Here is a 14,821-nt window from a genome sequence, read left to right as displayed (position 1 = left end):
GTGGCAACTGGCATACCGCTGTCGGTTGTCGTTGAGAGACTGATGTTCCTCGAAATGCTGGAAAAGTTCAGGCCTCGCTCAAAACATTCCGAAGCTTTTTGCGTCGACCGTGTTGAGGTTCGGCGGTGCTGGATGCATCGTCCGTGTCCGCCGTCTCTTTGGCCACCCGGGAGGCGCGCCATTGGGCCGGAGTCAATCCCAGATGCTGCTTAAAGGCGCGCTGGAAGGCAGCTTCAGATCGATAACCGGCCAGATCGGCTGCCGCAGCGGTCGATGTCGTCGGCACCCGCAGCGCATTGGCAGCGAGCGTGATGCGAACGTCCTGGAGAAGGTCGGTAGCAGAGCGGCCCAAACTGCTTTGGAAGTAGCGGGCCAAAGTCGCCCGAGACAGGTTGCAAAGGCTTGCCAGTTTCGAAAGCGTCCATGGGCGGGCAGGTTCGAAGAAGATCGCGTTGAGCGCGGGAGCGAGCCTGACATGGCTTGCAAGAGCGACCAGCCCCAGTGGCGCATCATGGGATTGACTTGCCAGTCGTAGCGCCAGTGTGAACAACGCCGCCGAAAACGCGTTGAGCATCGCCTGGCCGCCAATCCCCTCGACGTTTGCCTCAGCCCGCATGAGGGCAACAAGGGCCTCCATCTGTTGGCGCGTCACGGATTGTGGCGATATCGCTGATTTTGATGTTCCTCGTACGATCATCCGTGAACGCAGATAAGTTCCCAGCAGACGGTCGTGAGGAGGGGCAAGCACGAAGCGGCCGCAAAGCATGTCCAGTCGTTCGCCCTGACCGGAGTTCTCGCTGATCACGACGTTCAGCCCTTGTCGTTGCGTCGCCTTCGCCGGCTCGGCGCCGCTGCCATCGGTTAGAACGTGCGGTGCTCCGGCGGGGACCAGAAGGATGTCGCCAGGCGTGAGACGCTGTTCTCTGTTGCCGTCGTCATCATTCAGCCATGCCTCGCCACCCAATATCACGTGATAAACAATGTCTTGGGCGGCGCCCTGCTCATATGCAACCCGCCAAGGCGCACCGTAGAGGCAATGAAGCTCCAGCTTGCCAGTGACCGGCATCATTTCGAGCAGACGACTAAGCCAATCGATGTGTTGTGACATGTCGATCTCTCCAAGATGAGTTGATTGAGCATGAATATGAGCAAAACCGGCATTAATCAAATCACGCTGCCGTTGTAGCCTGCTCTTATCGTCATAGCAGAAGCAGATCGCATTCAAAGCGCCCGGCTGCTGCCAGCTCACGGAGAGTCCCATGCCTGATATTGAGAACTTCGACACCTTGATCCTTGGCAGCGGCCAGGGCGGTAAATTGCTCGCTTGGCACTTGGCTCGTTCCGGCCAGAAAGTCGCGGTCGTCGAGCGAAGATGGGTTGGCGGCTCCTGCCCTGCGGTCGCCTGTCTGCCGAGCAAAAACGAGATCTGGAGTGCACGGATCGCTCATCTGGTTCAGCACGCGGCCGAATTTGGGACTGCGACCGGACCGGTGAGTGTCGATATGGCGGCCGTTCGGCGGCGCAAGCAAGCGATGGTCGATCGGGAGATTGCGTTTCACCTTGGTGCCTATAAGGCGAGCGGTGCCGAACTCATCATGGGGGAGGGAAGGTTTATCGGGCCGAAGACCATCGAAGTCAGCTTGAATGATGGCGGCCAGCGCAGGCTTTCTGGCAATCAGGTAGTGGTGAATGTCGGCAGCCATGCTGCGATACCGGATATCCCCGGCCTGCCGGCAGCACGCGCAATGACCCATATCGAGGCTCTGGAGCTCGATTATCTTCCGTCTCATCTGATCGTGCTCGGAGGCGGCTATGTGGGTATTGAAATGGCGCAGGCGTATCGCCGCTTCGGTAGCCGCGTAACCATTATCGAACCCTCGCAACGGTTGATGGGCCGAGAGGATGCCGATGTCGCCGAGGAGATGCAGCGCATACTTGTCTCAGAGGGTATCGAAGTCGTTCTGGGCGCCAGGCCGACACAGGTGCGGGGCTTGTCAGGGGATGCTGTTGTCGTCGAAATTCATACCGATGCCGGAAACCGGACCGTTGAGGGCAGCGACTTGCTGGTGGCGGCTGGCCGGGTTCCAAACACAGCGGACATCGGACTTGAGAAGACCGGTGTCGAACTGGATGATCGCGGGTTCATTCGCGTCAATGAACGTTTGGAGACCACGGAAGGCGGCGTTTGGGCGATCGGCGAGTGCGCCGGCAGTCCGCAGTTTACGCATGTATCAGTCGACGATTTCCGGATCGTTCGTGACAACATGGCGGGAGGCAATCGTCGCACCGACGCTCGCCAGATTCCATATGTCATGTTTACGGATCCTCCGCTCGCCCGCGTTGGCATGAGCGAAGGCGAAGCCCAGCGCCTGGGCATTGCCTATCGTGTCGCGACACTGCCGATGGGCAATGTGCTGCGCACCGAAGCGACCGAGGAGACCCAAGGCTTTATGAAAGCCGTAGTAAGCGCGAACGACGATCGCATTCTGGGCTTTACGATGATCGGCTCCGAGGCTGGAGAGGTCATGGCTGTGGTTCAAACGGCAATGATGGCCGGACTGCCATACACTGAGCTTCGTGAAGCGGTGATCGTGCACCTGACAATAGCGGAGGGACTCGGCCCGCTTTTTGCTGGAATTCCCCCGCTGCGATAATCGGATCACCAGATCCAGCCAAGGCATCGGTTTAGCCTGGCTCAGGGCCTGGCCGCGGCGCGTGCCGAAATCGTGCTCAATGGCCGCGATGCGGAAAAGCTCGCGGCCGGCACACCGCCGCAAACGCTGCTGCTCAACACGATGCCGCGCTGCCGATCGCGCGGTCGGCGCTGGCATCGGCGGCGCAGCCTATGCCGCCTGCGGCCGAATTAACGCAGACACCTTCGGTGCGATCTCGGCTGGTCTGGCGCTGCTGCTGTCTCAATATTCCGACGCCGATTGACCAAAGCTGGCCGATGACATATGAGTGAGACAGGTCTGTCTCATTTGGAATCTCGCTATGTCATCCCGCGCCATCGCCGCCGAGAAACGTCAGCACATCATTGAAACCGCCTATACCCTGTTCAAGCGCGACGGCTTCCACGCCACCGGCATAGACCGGATCATTGCCGAGGCCGAAGTCGCCAAGATGACCATGTATCGGCATTTTCCCAGCAAGGACGGCCTGATTGTCGAGGTTCTGAACTGGCGGGCGGATCGGTTCAAACGCCAGCTCGACCGGCTTTCGGAAACCGCGATGATGCCAGATGAGAAGATCACGGCGATTTTCGATTGGCATGAACGCTGGTTCGACAGTCCGGATTTTCATGGATGCCTGTTTCAGCATGCGCTTGCGGAATTCGGCGAGCCGGATCACGCGGTATTCGAGGCAGTCATGCGCCAGAAGCGTGATCTTCAGGATCGTATTCGGAACATCCTGGCGCAATCAGTGCCGGAGGGTCGAGCGCCGCATATCGCCATGACCCTGTTCATGCTGATCGAGGGGGCAACGATGCTCGCTCAGATGGGCCAGGGAAAAGCGGCGATCGACAACGCCCGGAAGGTTGCAGCCGATCTGCTGGCGATGAGGGCGCGGCAATGAGCGCCGCCGTCATCGGCTTGGCGCTTTTCGCGGCGATCCTTCACGCCACATGGAACGCCTTCCTGCGCAGCGGCGGCGATCGGCTCTGGACCGTCACCGTCATGAGCTTTGCGAGCACGGCTGTCGCGCTTCCGTTCCTGTTCATTTATCCGCTGCCGCCGTCGGCCGCATGGTCCTGTATCTTTCTCTCTTCCATCCTTCAGGTCGGCTATAGCGTCTTCCTCGTCGCGGCCTATCGTTATGGGGAACTTGGGCAGGTCTATCCGATTGTTCGCGGAACGGTGCCACTTCTCGTGACGCTCGGCGGGTTCGTCGCCGCTGGCGATTACCTGGACCCTTTCCAGATTGCAGGTGTCATTCTCATTGCCCTCGGGATCATGAGCCTATCCATTGGCAAGGGCAGACCCTCCACTTCGTCCATCCTGTTCGCTCTTGCGACAGGAGCGATCATCGCCGCCTACGCGACGGTCGACTCCATCGGCGTACGACGGGCCGGCCAGAGCGGCGCATATACTGCCTGGGTACTCGTCCTTTACGGCACGCTCCTGCCTGTTATGTTCATTGGCATGCGTCGGCGGCTTCGGGTCGATTTTCGAGCGCCGGACACATGGAAGGCCTTCGGAGGCGGCTTGGTCGCAATGATCGCCTACGGTGTGGTGATTGCTGCCTTCTCACTGGGACCCGCCGGCCCAATCACGGCGCTACGGGAAACAAGCGTTGTATTCGCCGTCTTGATCGGCTGGCTGTTCCTTGGCGAAACCTTGACCACCAGGCGCATTCTCGCCTGCATTATTGTTACGGCGGGCGCGATCCTGCTCGGGAGTTGAACCCTGCCGAGCTAAAATCCCAAACCTCTCGCCAGTGCCTCGCCGGCATTCTTTACCAATCTCTTTCCTGAACACAAACTGCACGAGGCAACAGAGAGGCAGCACGCAGGCAATGTGCGCGCCGTCAATGATTTTGATTTGCTGGCAGCTCCAAATCCGAGGGAGGTTCTGCGAGCATATCTCGCATGCAAAATCTGCACTAAGGTGCGATTGGTTCGGACTGTAAATCGACCTATGTTCTGCGTCTGACGTTTCTCATCGCGTCGCCTTGATCGCGGCGTCAAAGCACAGGCACTTTCAATGACCAAAGGCTCTGATCTCCTCATCGCGGCGCTTGAGAACGAAGGCGTGGAGCGTATCTTCGGCATTCCAGGCGAAGAAAACCTCGACGTCGTCGAATCCATCCGCAAATCGTCAATCGAGCTCGTGCTCACGCGACACGAGCAGGCAGCCGCGTTCATGGCAGCGACCTACGGACGGCTGACGGGAAGGCCTGGCGTATGCCTAACGACGCTTGGGCCAGGAGCACTGAACCTGTCGACAGGGGCGGCCTATGCTCTTCTCGGCGCAATGCCCATGGTGATGATCACCGGCCAAAAGGGTATTCTTTCATCGCGGCAGGCTCGCTTCCAGATCGTTGACGTCGTCGCATCGATGAAGCCGCTGACCAAGCTCACGCGCCAGATCGTTTCGCCGCAGATGATCCCGACCCTGGTGAGGGAGGCGTTCAGGATCGCGCAGGAGGAACGGCCTGGTCCAGTTCATCTCGAACTGCCGGAAGACATCGCTGCAGAGGAGTGTGAAAACATCGCGCTGGTGGCGCCGCATCAGCTTGAACTGCCGATCGCAAGCGACGCTGCGCTCGATCGTGCGGCTGCGCTGATTGCATCGGCCAAGCGTCCATTGCTTATGTTCGGAGCGGCAGCCTCGCGTCCTCGATCCACGTCGGACATCGCCCAGTTCGTTATTCGAACGCGCATCCCCTATTTCACGACCCAGATGGGGAAAGGGACGGTTCCAGGGGGAACTGAGCTTTATATGGGCACTGCGGCCCTCTCGGAGCGAGACTACGTCCACGAGGCCATCGAGCAGGCAGACCTGATCGTCACGATCGGCCATGACACGATCGAAAAGCCTCCATTCATCATGGGCAAGGGTGGTCCGAAAGTTGTCCACGTCGGATACCAGCCGGCGACGGTCGAGCAAGTCTATTTTCCTCAGGCCGAGGTCATCGGCGACATGGGGCCGTCACTCAAGGCGCTCGCCGATCGCCTGGAAGGCAAGCTGCCGAATGCGCAGGCGCTTCTTCATCTGCGGGAGCGAATTCTGGATCGTATTGCGGACAGGGCGACCGAGGAACGGTTTACGCCCCAGAGGCTGGTCCACGACATCCGGGAGGTCATACCCCACGATGGCATTCTCGCTCTCGACAACGGCATGTACAAGATATGGTTCGCGCGCAACTATCGCACCAAGATGGCGAATACGCTGCTTCTCGACAATGCGCTTGCGACGATGGGGGCTGGCCTTCCGTCGGCAATGATCGCGTCGATGCTTTACCCGGAACGACGGGTCATGGCGATCTGCGGCGACGGCGGTTTCATGATGAATTCGCAAGAGCTGGAGACCGCCGTTCGGCTCAAATTGAACCTTGTTGTTCTTGTGATTGAAGACGATGCCTACGGGATGATCCGTTGGAAGCAGGCCGTGGACGAATTTCCGGACTTCGGAATGACATTCGGCAATCCGGACTTCGTCAAATATGCGCAATCCTACGGCGCCAAAGGTACGAGGGTCGATGATATCGGTCAGTTCAAGCAGGTTCTCGAGGATGCGTTCAAAGGCGGGGGCGTGCATCTGGTCAATGTCCCCGTCGACTATTCGGAAAATGAACGTGTGCTGGTGAAAGAGCTGCGCGAACGGCTCCCGGCAATTCTGGAGGCATGAGATGTCGCTTAGCTTAAAGGTCTATCAGGCGTTTGATCGAGCGTTCATCACCGAGCTGCCGGCCGATGACGCCGCCGCACTTGATCGCAAGCTGGATATTGCCGCGAAAGCCTTTGCCGATCGCGACGGCTGGTTGCCTGCGTATCAGCGCATGGCGATCTTGAGAAAGACGTCGGAACTGCTGCACGACAACAGGGACCGTTTCGCGATGATGATTGCGCGGGAAGGCGGCAAGCCTCTGGCGGACGCCATCGTCGAAGTCACACGCGCAATCGACGGGTTGGTCAACGCCGCCGATGAAATCCGCAACTTCGCCGGCAAGGAAATCCCGATGGGGTTGACTGCCGCGAGCCTGAACCGCCTGGCGTTCACAACGAAAGAGCCGATCGGTGTTGTCGCGGCGATCTCGGCATTCAACCATCCTCTCAATCTCATTGTCCATCAAATCGCGCCTGCGATCGCCGTAGGCTGCCCCGTCATTGTAAAGCCTGCGGCAACGACGCCCATATCGTGCGTCGAAATCGTGAAGTTGCTTTGGGAGGCCGGCCTGGACGAACGCTGGTGCCAGACCTTCGTCACCGATGACAACACGCTTGCTGAATCGTTTTCGACCGATACCCGCGTCGCGTTTTTAAGCTTCATCGGATCTGCGAAAGTCGGCTGGTATCTCAAGAGCAAGCTGCCGCCAGGCACGAGGTGCGCGCTTGAACATGGGGGTGCTGCACCTGTTATCGTCGATCGAAGTGTGGATGTGGCCGCGGTCGTCAGTCCCATCGTCAAAGGTGGCTATTATCATGCAGGCCAGGTCTGTGTATCGGTCCAGCGGATATTCGTGCACGAAGATATCCTGGAGTCGTTCACCGAGAACCTTGGCGCCAGGGTTGCGGCCCTTCAGGTCGGCGATCCGGCCCTCAAGCAAACCGAGGTGGGGCCACTAATCCTGCCGCGCGAAACGGAGCGAGTATCGAACTGGATCCGGGAAGCAGTCGATGCGGGAGCAAGACAGCTCGGAGGCGGGCGCCTGTCGGAAACGACGCTGCTGCCGTCGGTCCTGCTCAATCCGCCGGCGGACGCAAAGGTCTCTCAACTCGAAGTCTTCGGCCCGCTGACCTGCGTCTACGGCTACCGAAACCTCGACGATGCGATTGAGAGTGCCAACTCGCTGCCTTATGCTTTTCAGGCGAGCGTATTTTCCTCGGATATCGCCGTCGCGCTCCGCGCGGCAAAGCGTCTGGATGCAGCCGCCGTTCTCGTCAATGACCACACTGCGTTCAGGACGGATTGGATGCCGTTCGCAGGTCGCCGCCAGTCCGGTTACGGCGTGGGCGGTATCCCTTGGACGATGCAGGAGATGGCCGATGACAAGATGGTCGTTCTCAATGGGGTAAGTTAAGTTAGGCGCTTGCTTCTCTCGCTGAGGGAACGCCCGGCACCGAATTGCTACGCTAGGCGCAAATCAAGCAGCGGGTGCAATTTTTTCAGATTCGGAAGCGATTTTGCCTGCCAGGGATATTGGTTGGTGCCTTTCACAATGAGCTGGAGTTCACCCATTTTCCTGGCCTCGATTGTCAGTTTGGCAAGTAGGTTTATGCCGGAGGAGTTGAGGAACTCGAGACCCGTCAAATTGAACGTTACTTGTTTGTGTCCTTCATGGAGCAACCCCACTATCATCGAATGAATGGGGGCGTAGGCGTCGGGCCCTGCGAGCCGAAATATACCGTCGAAATATACCTCGGTGTTTTCTGTCCATACGCGGAAATTTTCGTCGCTGATTTCCATTGTTCGCTCACAGCTTGGAGGAAGGCGGCAACGCCACCAATGCAGTCGTTGTCAGTTTGAAATGGTCGTCGTCGGCTTCTTCGAATGCCCATGCCATTTTTGCATCGTAATCGCTTAGGAGGGTGAGCAATCCCAAACCGGACCCGCTCCCTTCCGATATTGCATTGCTTTCGATCCGTTCGAGAAGAAGCTCGCCGGGTTCTTTCGACCGAAGTCGGTGCAGCAACTGCTGCAAACGAGATAACGATGCGCTATCGATGCTGTTCGTTATCCTCATGAAAAAGCATCCGCCCGATATCCCGACTTCGATGAGGATTTCTCCGGGCTGTCGAAATTTGACGGCATTTTCGATGAGCTCATTGCTGAGATATCCGATGTCGTGATGCGCTTGCGTGTAGTCTCTCGTTGAGCGGGAATACGGAAGTGACATTACTTCTGCGAGGAAGTCCGAAGTCATCCCCGAATGTTTCCAGCCGAGTTGAAGTGGTCCATCGCGCAATGTCAGACGTGTGCTCGCATCCAGGTTCTCACTTGCCAGAGCTTCGATCCCATATAACGTTGGTGTCATGCGTCACCTATGTCGTACCGCGAGAAGCGTGATGTCGTCATGGATCTTTTGTGACCCGATAAAATGCATTAATGCCGCAACGATTTCGGAGACGACTTTGTCGGCACTTTCGTTCTTTGTGCGAAGTGCCTCGACGCACAGACGGTCGATGCCAAACAGTTCTCCGGCGTCGTTCTCGGCTTCCGTCACGCCGTCCGTGTGGAGAAGAATGAGGTCGCCCTGCTCGAACGCTATCCTGCGGGTCCTGATGAATTGGGAAATATCGGCCTGCAGTCCGATCGGTATTCCCAAATCCATAGTATCGATACGTTCGATCTCGCCGTTCGTCCGTATTACGATCACCTCTTCGTGCTGGCCAGACAGGATCATTTCTTTTCCGTCGTAGTCAAGGAATGCCAAAGTGAGGTGCTTGTCGATCTTGGTTCTCACGATATTCTTGAAAAGGGCGCTATTCAGGTCAGTGAGAAATTTGACCGCATCGACATTGCCTGCCTCCTGCAGTGCGCGGGCGACCGACTGAACCATCAACATCAACACTCCGCTTTCAAGCCCGTGCCCGGCGACGTCGCCAATGCCGATTTTCAAACGATTGCCGCTTTTCAGGACATCGTAATAGTCGCCGCCGACCTCCTCGGCGGGTCTCATGTACGCCGCTATTTCCAGCGCCTGCAGTTCGTCAAGTTCCTGATGCAATGGCAGCACCATCAACTGGATTCTCTCGGCGACGGCCAGTTCTGTCCCAAGCCGTCGATTTTCTCGCTGAAGCTGCGCGTTCAACGTCGAGATTTCTTCCTTTGCGTCTTCGATCTGGGCGGTTCGCTCTTCAACGAGTTGCTCGAGATTTTCCGTGTGGAAGCTGATCTCTTCGGCCATCCTGTTGAATGCTTCTCCGGCCTCGCCAACTTCGTCTTTGCTGGCGATGGCAACCCGCACCGAGTAATCCTTTGTCTGGATCCTTCTCGCGGCATTTGCTAGGGCACTGATGCCACTCGTTATTCGCTTCGAGGCGGCAAGCACGGCGATCGTCACGATCGCCAGCGACATTGCGATTGCCAGAATCTGATAGAGCACGATGCGGTTCGTGGCTTCGGAAATCTTGGCTTGTGCAGCGTATAGGGAGGCATCGATTTCCCGTTCGGGTACGGCCAGTACGAGGGACATCGCCTCCTGTCGGACCGGGCCGCTGGACCAGAGATTGGTCGCAGGCAGTTTCTTCACGATTACGATGTATGGAACTTTTTGCCCGTTTCGTTCCAACAACAGGTGTTGGATGCCCTGTTCGCGGTCCAGCGCCATTTTCGCAATTTCGGGCTGGGAGCTTCCCTTCAACGACCGTTCCAGTCCGGTCACGCCTGTTCCGCTCGTATCGCTCGCGGACCGCAGGCCGAGAGTCTCTTCACCTGTGCGGTTGATCGCGACGACGTTTCCGTCTGACATCGCGAGGAAGCCAAACCCGGATTGGGCCACTTTAACATTTTCAACAGTCTCTGCGAGTTGATCGAGCGTGATGTCCGCGCCAGCCGCGCCGGCGACGTCCCTCCTGTCGGCTGTCCACAGGGGATGAAAGAAACTCACGATGAGTTTCCCGGTAATCGCATCGGTATAGGGAGCTGTCTGCGTGATATCGTCTGCCACCGGCCGCGAATTCATATTGGCCGCCCAGCTCTGCCAAGACTCGTAGAGCCCGGGAAAAAAGAAGTTCCAGAAATTTGCATCGTTGTGACCGGGATAAAGGCGGTCGAAGGTCTGGGCCTGATCCGTATAAGGTGCAGTTCTGAAAATCGGCCGTTCTTTCGAGCCAATGTAATACATCTGGAGCTTGGAAGAACCGTGCTGCAGCAAACTCGGCGCTACGAGGTCCAGAACCGCGCTCGTCTGAATGTCCGCCTCGACGTCAGGTCTTGGGCTATGATCAGGTTTCAGTAGGTAGCCCCAAACGCTCACCACGGAGACAGAGCCCGGAACGTTTTGAGACCAGTTCCCCTTCTGGTCATAAACGAGGCGGACGCTGTCGGGAGAGGTTCGAGCGATCGCCGCACCGACGTCTAAATTGCGCTCGGGATCGTCGATTTGTGCCTGAAGCACGCCTGCCAGCGTGCCAACATCGTTGTGAACCTGCCGTAGCAACAAACTGACCTGGGCAGCGGTGGAGTCAGCATATGTCCGGATATAGTCCTGGCTTGCTGCCTCAAGGCCTTGCCCGACTTCCAGCGTCGCGTCGCGTGACAGCCGTTGGACGTTCCAGAGTGCCAATCCTCCGCTCACCAGCAGATCAAAGAGGACCGCTCCGCCGACAACCAAGATGAATTTTGCGCGGAATGAACCCAGCTTTATCGATCTTTTCAAAGATATCCTGTCCATCATAGCGGCTTTCGGCCGGACGCCGCCCAAATTGGCCAGCCCGCATAACCCTTCGGATGAAGGGCCGCGAAAACGTGGTCTTTAAATCCCTGCCTGAACCTACGAATGAACTCCGGTGTGTCACCTCGTCGGACTGCCATTTGCCCCGCGTAGACGTTTTCCCAGGCTTCGATGATGTCGGCGAAGTCTTGGGGATCGCCGTCAAGGTTTGTTACCATAAAAGTATCGACCTTGATCGCATCAAAGCCCGCGTCAGCGAGCAGGTGACGGCTTTTCGGTCCCATCTCGACGTCCATGTCGAAGTGCCTGAACAATTTGGCGACTTCTTCATACGTCCACTTGATCGTTTCCGCATGTGGCTCGCCCAGGCAATGCGAGTTTTTCTCGTTTGTAATGTAGACCCGGCCGCCGGGCTTGCAGATACGGTAGAGCTCCCGCAGCAGCATCTCGGGACGGTCGAAAATCTGGAGGGAATGCCGGCACGTCACAAAGTCGAATTGATTGTCTCGCAGCAGCATCTGCGATGCATCGCCGTAAGTGTATTCGATTTCCTTCAAATCGAAATCCGCAGCCACTCTGCGAGCATAGTCCAGGCTGCGCACCGAGTGGTCCAGGGCGACGAGGCGGGACGGCTTAAACTCCCGTTGGACCAAGGCTGCGAAATCACCAATCCCGCAGCAGATGTCCGCAACGACAAGACCGCTACGGAGACCGTGACGAGGCAATAGTTCTCTCTCGTGCCTCCATGTCATCTTAGTCTGAGTACGGAGAATGGGAATGAACGCCTCGTCTTCCACAAAGCTCTGACCCGGATAAAATGCAGAGTCGTAAACTTCCACCGTCAGGTTGGGGTAGTGTTTGGCTAGCTTTTCAAAAACCGGAGTCGACCACGCCATCACGCTCGAGGTCAAAATTACGATCTTCCGTTCCGGTCTCGTCCGGCAGCTTTCCGCGAGGATATCGGCCAGGGCGGAAAAGGCCGTCATGTTGATATGCGTCAGACGTTTGACATTGAGGTAGACGACCCCGCTGTACCTTTCCAGGCTTTGCTGCATCAGCGACAGGGCATCGGCAATTTCTGCGGCACCTTCTGGCCGTATCTTGCCAGACAAAACCAGCTCTTGGTTTGTCGGATCGAAACGAACTGCGAAGGGTGCGGCCTGGCTCATTGGAAGTCCTCGGCCAAGGGGAAATCCGCGACGATCTTCGTGCTCTGCGCACCGTCTGTTTCAATCCGGATCGCGGAGCGGAATATTGTCGCTAAATCTCCCAAAAGCTCCGTCGTATCGGTCGTGAACGCCTTCCCGTCTCGTGCCTCATCGACGAGGGGAGGGCGAGACTCGATCAGGCTCACATTTGTGTGACGACCACCGGATATGTCCCGATGCGGGAGTTCAATTGTCAGGCGATTTGTTGTCGCGTTTCGATGGAGACTGAAACTCATCAAACCTGATTGACCCGAACAGCGGAATGCAAGTTCAACGAGTTCGTTTGCCGCGACCGAAAGAAAATTCGAATATCGCGCCGGGTCGCTGTGTCCTTGGCCAAGAATGTCGGAGAGATATTCTGTAATCCTATCGCAAAATCTCCATTCGGATTTCACCAACGCGACATCCATTTCCAACGACAGCATGAGGGTGAATGCATGGCGATCGATGCCAGTTGCTATCTCTTCCAAAACATCCTCCGTTGGCACTTGGGTGGCGCATGCCGTCTCTGGAACACGCTGTAGCCGTCGCACTCACAACTGCGTGGCGCGGCTTTGGGATGTATTCGCACGATCGATAAATTCCCCAACCGTCGCGATCGGGAGCGGCCTGCTCACCAAATGGCCTTGTAACCTGTCGCATCCCGCCTTGCGCAACCATTTCGCCTGCTGTGCCGTCTCAACCCCTTCGGCAGTGACGCGCATGTGGAGGCCATGTGCTAGCTCAATGATACAGCGGACGATTACCTGGCTTTTGAAATCGCTTTCGAGATCGGTAATAAAATATCGATCGATTTTTATCGTGTCGAAGGGGAATGTTTTCAGATAGCTGAGGGATGAATATTCTGTCCCGAAGTCGTCGAGGGCGATTTTGATGCCCAGCACGTTGAGAGTATTGAGGGTGTCGATGTTGTTGACGGTCCGCTCGAGCAGCACGCTCTCGGTTATTTCAAGCTCCAGGCGATCCGATGGAAATCCCACAAGATCCAGCGTTTGAGAGATTCGATCGGTAAGGCCGTTTGTCAGGAATTCAGCCGCCGACACATTGACGGCGACGATGTAGTTCTGCGGCCAGTTCATCGCTTCCCGACATGCCTGTTCCAAAACCCATGCGCCTATTTCCGGCATCAAGCCATCTGCTTCGGCCATCGGGATGAAGGTGCTTGCAGGAATACTCCCGAGCAAGGGGTGGTGCCATCTGAGAAGCGCTTCGAAACCGACGATAGAACCGGCCTCTGCGATCGGTTGATACTCCATTGAGAATTGGTGTTTTGCCAGGGCTATTCGAAGGCTCCGGCGCAATAGCTCGCGCTGCTCCAGCAATTCAAGCATTGAAGGATCAAACGATTTTGCACGACGGCGACCTTCTTTCTTCGCGGCGTAGAGTGCGACGTCTGACGCCTTCATAAGCTGCTCGGGACTCGTGCCGTCCGGTGGTGCACTTGACACGCCAACGCTGCTACCGACAAACACCGCGATGCCGTCGATCGTAAAGGGCTTTTGGAATGCCGCAACCAAGGCTTCCGCCAGTTGGTGACCCTTGGCCGGATGTCCCGGGCCCATGGAGATGACCATGAATTCGTCGCCCGCGAGGCGATAGGCCCTGTCGTCTTCTGTAAGGCACCCTTGAATGCGGCTAGCAGCAAGTTGAAGAAGCTTGTCCCCGGCCGGATGACCCAACGTGTCGTTCACAGGCTTGAAGTCGTCGAGGTCAAGCTGCATCAGGGACAAGGTCTCGCCCGAGGCGGCTATTTCCGTCAACGACACAGCGAGATCCTCGCCAAACTGGCGTCGATTTGGCAAGCCCGTCAACGGATCGTGGGTTGCCAGATGCAATAGGGTCGCTCGTTCGTCGTCAACGCGATCGCCGGATCGAACAACGGCGTACATATTTCCGATCTGAAAGATCGTCAGGCTTTGCGAACCAGGTTTCCTGACATTGACCGACAGTCGCAAGGACTGGACACCTTCGCCCATTGAGCGGAGTGCCTGCGTGGTCGCCGATTTGTCCAGCTCTGGAAAATGCTCCCATAGCGACATCGCGGGTGTAAGCGTAGCGGACAGTTCATCGCCCGGCAAGATTTTGATCGGATTGAAATCGTGGTCGAAGAATAAGAGCCGATCGACCGGGCTCGGAGCATGTTCCTGTCTATTTTCAGGAGTCGCGCGCGTGGCACGAGCTTTACGCATGTCTGAGCTCTCCATGGTCGAGTTCCCCCGAAAACGATCACCGCAAATCAACGCCGCCACAACTTTGGTATGTATTAGCTAATTTAGATAGTCCTGATTAAAAATGTTCAAACCTCTTTTCACGCGAGCAATTACAACTTTCGGCTGGCATGCCGATTGCCAAGCCTTTTCTATATATAGCTAAAAGTGTGGGCCGCAGACTAGGTCCTAGTGACGATTTAACGTTTGGAGTTTCGCGATTTGAGAAAATCGGATCCAAGACTGGCCATTGGAGGCTTGTCATGGATATCGACACACTCTGCACGGACCGATGCTTTCGGATCGCACCTTTTTGTGCCCGGAGGGCGCGGGGGCGAGAACCACGCT

Annotated in this window: 12 protein-coding genes; 5 read left to right on the top strand and 7 right to left on the bottom strand. The window is 57.0% G+C overall.

Features of this window, described 5'->3' with window-relative positions:
• Positions 1-67: 67 nt before the first annotated feature.
• Entirely contained in the window at positions 68-1,249 is a 1,182-nt protein-coding gene (locus H4W29_RS24550; protein ID WP_312872367.1) for an AraC family transcriptional regulator, read from the bottom strand.
• Between the two features lie 10 nt (positions 1,250-1,259).
• Here H4W29_RS24550 and H4W29_RS24545 point away from each other — a divergent pair, with 10 nt between their 5' ends.
• The 5 genes from H4W29_RS24545 to H4W29_RS24525 all read left to right on the top strand — a co-directional run bounded on the left by H4W29_RS24545 (position 1,260) and on the right by H4W29_RS24525 (position 7,743).
• Positions 1,260-2,654, top strand: coding sequence for an FAD-dependent oxidoreductase (locus H4W29_RS24545; RefSeq protein WP_192731457.1), 1,395 nt, complete (start codon positions 1,260-1,262; stop codon positions 2,652-2,654).
• A 340-nt stretch (positions 2,655-2,994) separates the two neighbouring features.
• A complete protein-coding gene (locus tag H4W29_RS24540; protein ID WP_192731456.1) occupies positions 2,995-3,576 on the top strand; it encodes a TetR/AcrR family transcriptional regulator in 582 nt (193 codons plus the stop codon).
• A complete protein-coding gene (locus H4W29_RS24535) occupies positions 3,573-4,403 on the top strand; it encodes an EamA family transporter (protein ID WP_192731455.1) in 831 nt (276 codons plus the stop codon). The genes H4W29_RS24540 and H4W29_RS24535 overlap by 4 nt, the downstream gene beginning before the upstream one ends.
• Positions 4,404-4,703: 300 nt before the next feature.
• Entirely contained in the window at positions 4,704-6,350 is a 1,647-nt protein-coding gene (locus tag H4W29_RS24530; RefSeq protein ID WP_192731454.1) for an acetolactate synthase large subunit, read from the top strand.
• A 1-nt stretch (position 6,351) separates the two neighbouring features.
• The gene (locus H4W29_RS24525; protein WP_192731453.1) at positions 6,352-7,743 is read left to right on the top strand and encodes an aldehyde dehydrogenase family protein; all 1,392 of its coding nucleotides are present in this window, start codon (positions 6,352-6,354) and stop codon (positions 7,741-7,743) included.
• A 47-nt stretch (positions 7,744-7,790) separates the two neighbouring features.
• Here H4W29_RS24525 and H4W29_RS24520 read toward each other — a convergent pair whose 3' ends face one another.
• From H4W29_RS24520 to H4W29_RS24495, 6 genes are all read right to left on the bottom strand, one after another.
• Positions 7,791-8,129: a slr1659 superfamily regulator gene (locus H4W29_RS24520; RefSeq protein WP_192731452.1), complete on the bottom strand. Its 339-nt coding sequence runs from the start codon at positions 8,127-8,129 to the stop codon at positions 7,791-7,793.
• 7 nt (positions 8,130-8,136) lie between these two features.
• Positions 8,137-8,697, bottom strand: coding sequence for a slr1658 superfamily regulator (locus H4W29_RS24515; RefSeq protein ID WP_192731451.1), 561 nt, complete (start codon positions 8,695-8,697; stop codon positions 8,137-8,139).
• Between the two features lie 3 nt (positions 8,698-8,700).
• Complete coding sequence (locus H4W29_RS24510) at positions 8,701-11,061, bottom strand: SpoIIE family protein phosphatase (protein WP_192731450.1); 2,361 nt, start codon at positions 11,059-11,061, stop codon at positions 8,701-8,703.
• Positions 11,058-12,227 carry a class I SAM-dependent methyltransferase gene (locus tag H4W29_RS24505; protein WP_192731449.1) on the bottom strand — a complete coding sequence of 390 codons (1,170 nt, stop codon included), beginning with the start codon at positions 12,225-12,227 and terminating at the stop codon, positions 11,058-11,060. Before H4W29_RS24505 ends, H4W29_RS24510 begins: the two co-directional genes overlap by 4 nt.
• Complete coding sequence (locus H4W29_RS24500; protein WP_192731448.1) at positions 12,224-12,736, bottom strand: hypothetical protein; 513 nt, start codon at positions 12,734-12,736, stop codon at positions 12,224-12,226. The genes H4W29_RS24505 and H4W29_RS24500 overlap by 4 nt, the downstream gene beginning before the upstream one ends.
• 63 nt (positions 12,737-12,799) lie before the next feature.
• A complete protein-coding gene (locus H4W29_RS24495; protein ID WP_192731447.1) occupies positions 12,800-14,455 on the bottom strand; it encodes a putative bifunctional diguanylate cyclase/phosphodiesterase in 1,656 nt (551 codons plus the stop codon).
• Positions 14,456-14,821: the final 366 nt, after the last annotated feature.

It is taken from the genome of Rhizobium viscosum (assembly GCF_014873945.1).
Taxonomy (GTDB): domain Bacteria; phylum Pseudomonadota; class Alphaproteobacteria; order Rhizobiales; family Rhizobiaceae; genus Rhizobium; species Rhizobium viscosum.
Note: the sequence above shows the minus strand (reverse complement) of the source record. Positions and strands in the feature narration are given on the sequence as shown.

Excerpts from the sequence above, each read along its gene's own strand:
- H4W29_RS24545 (WP_192731457.1), top strand. The coding sequence starts at position 1,260 with ATGCCTGATATTGAGAACTTCGACACCTTGATCCTTGGCAGCGGCCAG.
- H4W29_RS24540 (WP_192731456.1), top strand. The coding sequence starts at position 2,995 with ATGTCATCCCGCGCCATCGCCGCCGAGAAACGTCAGCACATCATTGAA.
- H4W29_RS24535 (WP_192731455.1), top strand. The coding sequence starts at position 3,573 with ATGAGCGCCGCCGTCATCGGCTTGGCGCTTTTCGCGGCGATCCTTCAC.
- H4W29_RS24530 (WP_192731454.1), top strand. The coding sequence starts at position 4,704 with ATGACCAAAGGCTCTGATCTCCTCATCGCGGCGCTTGAGAACGAAGGC.
- H4W29_RS24525 (WP_192731453.1), top strand. The coding sequence starts at position 6,352 with ATGTCGCTTAGCTTAAAGGTCTATCAGGCGTTTGATCGAGCGTTCATC.
- H4W29_RS24520 (WP_192731452.1), bottom strand. The coding sequence starts at position 8,129 with ATGGAAATCAGCGACGAAAATTTCCGCGTATGGACAGAAAACACCGAG.
- H4W29_RS24515 (WP_192731451.1), bottom strand. The coding sequence starts at position 8,697 with ATGACACCAACGTTATATGGGATCGAAGCTCTGGCAAGTGAGAACCTG.
- H4W29_RS24510 (WP_192731450.1), bottom strand. The coding sequence starts at position 11,061 with ATGATGGACAGGATATCTTTGAAAAGATCGATAAAGCTGGGTTCATTC.
- H4W29_RS24505 (WP_192731449.1), bottom strand. The coding sequence starts at position 12,227 with ATGAGCCAGGCCGCACCCTTCGCAGTTCGTTTCGATCCGACAAACCAA.
- H4W29_RS24495 (WP_192731447.1), bottom strand. The coding sequence starts at position 14,455 with ATGCGTAAAGCTCGTGCCACGCGCGCGACTCCTGAAAATAGACAGGAA.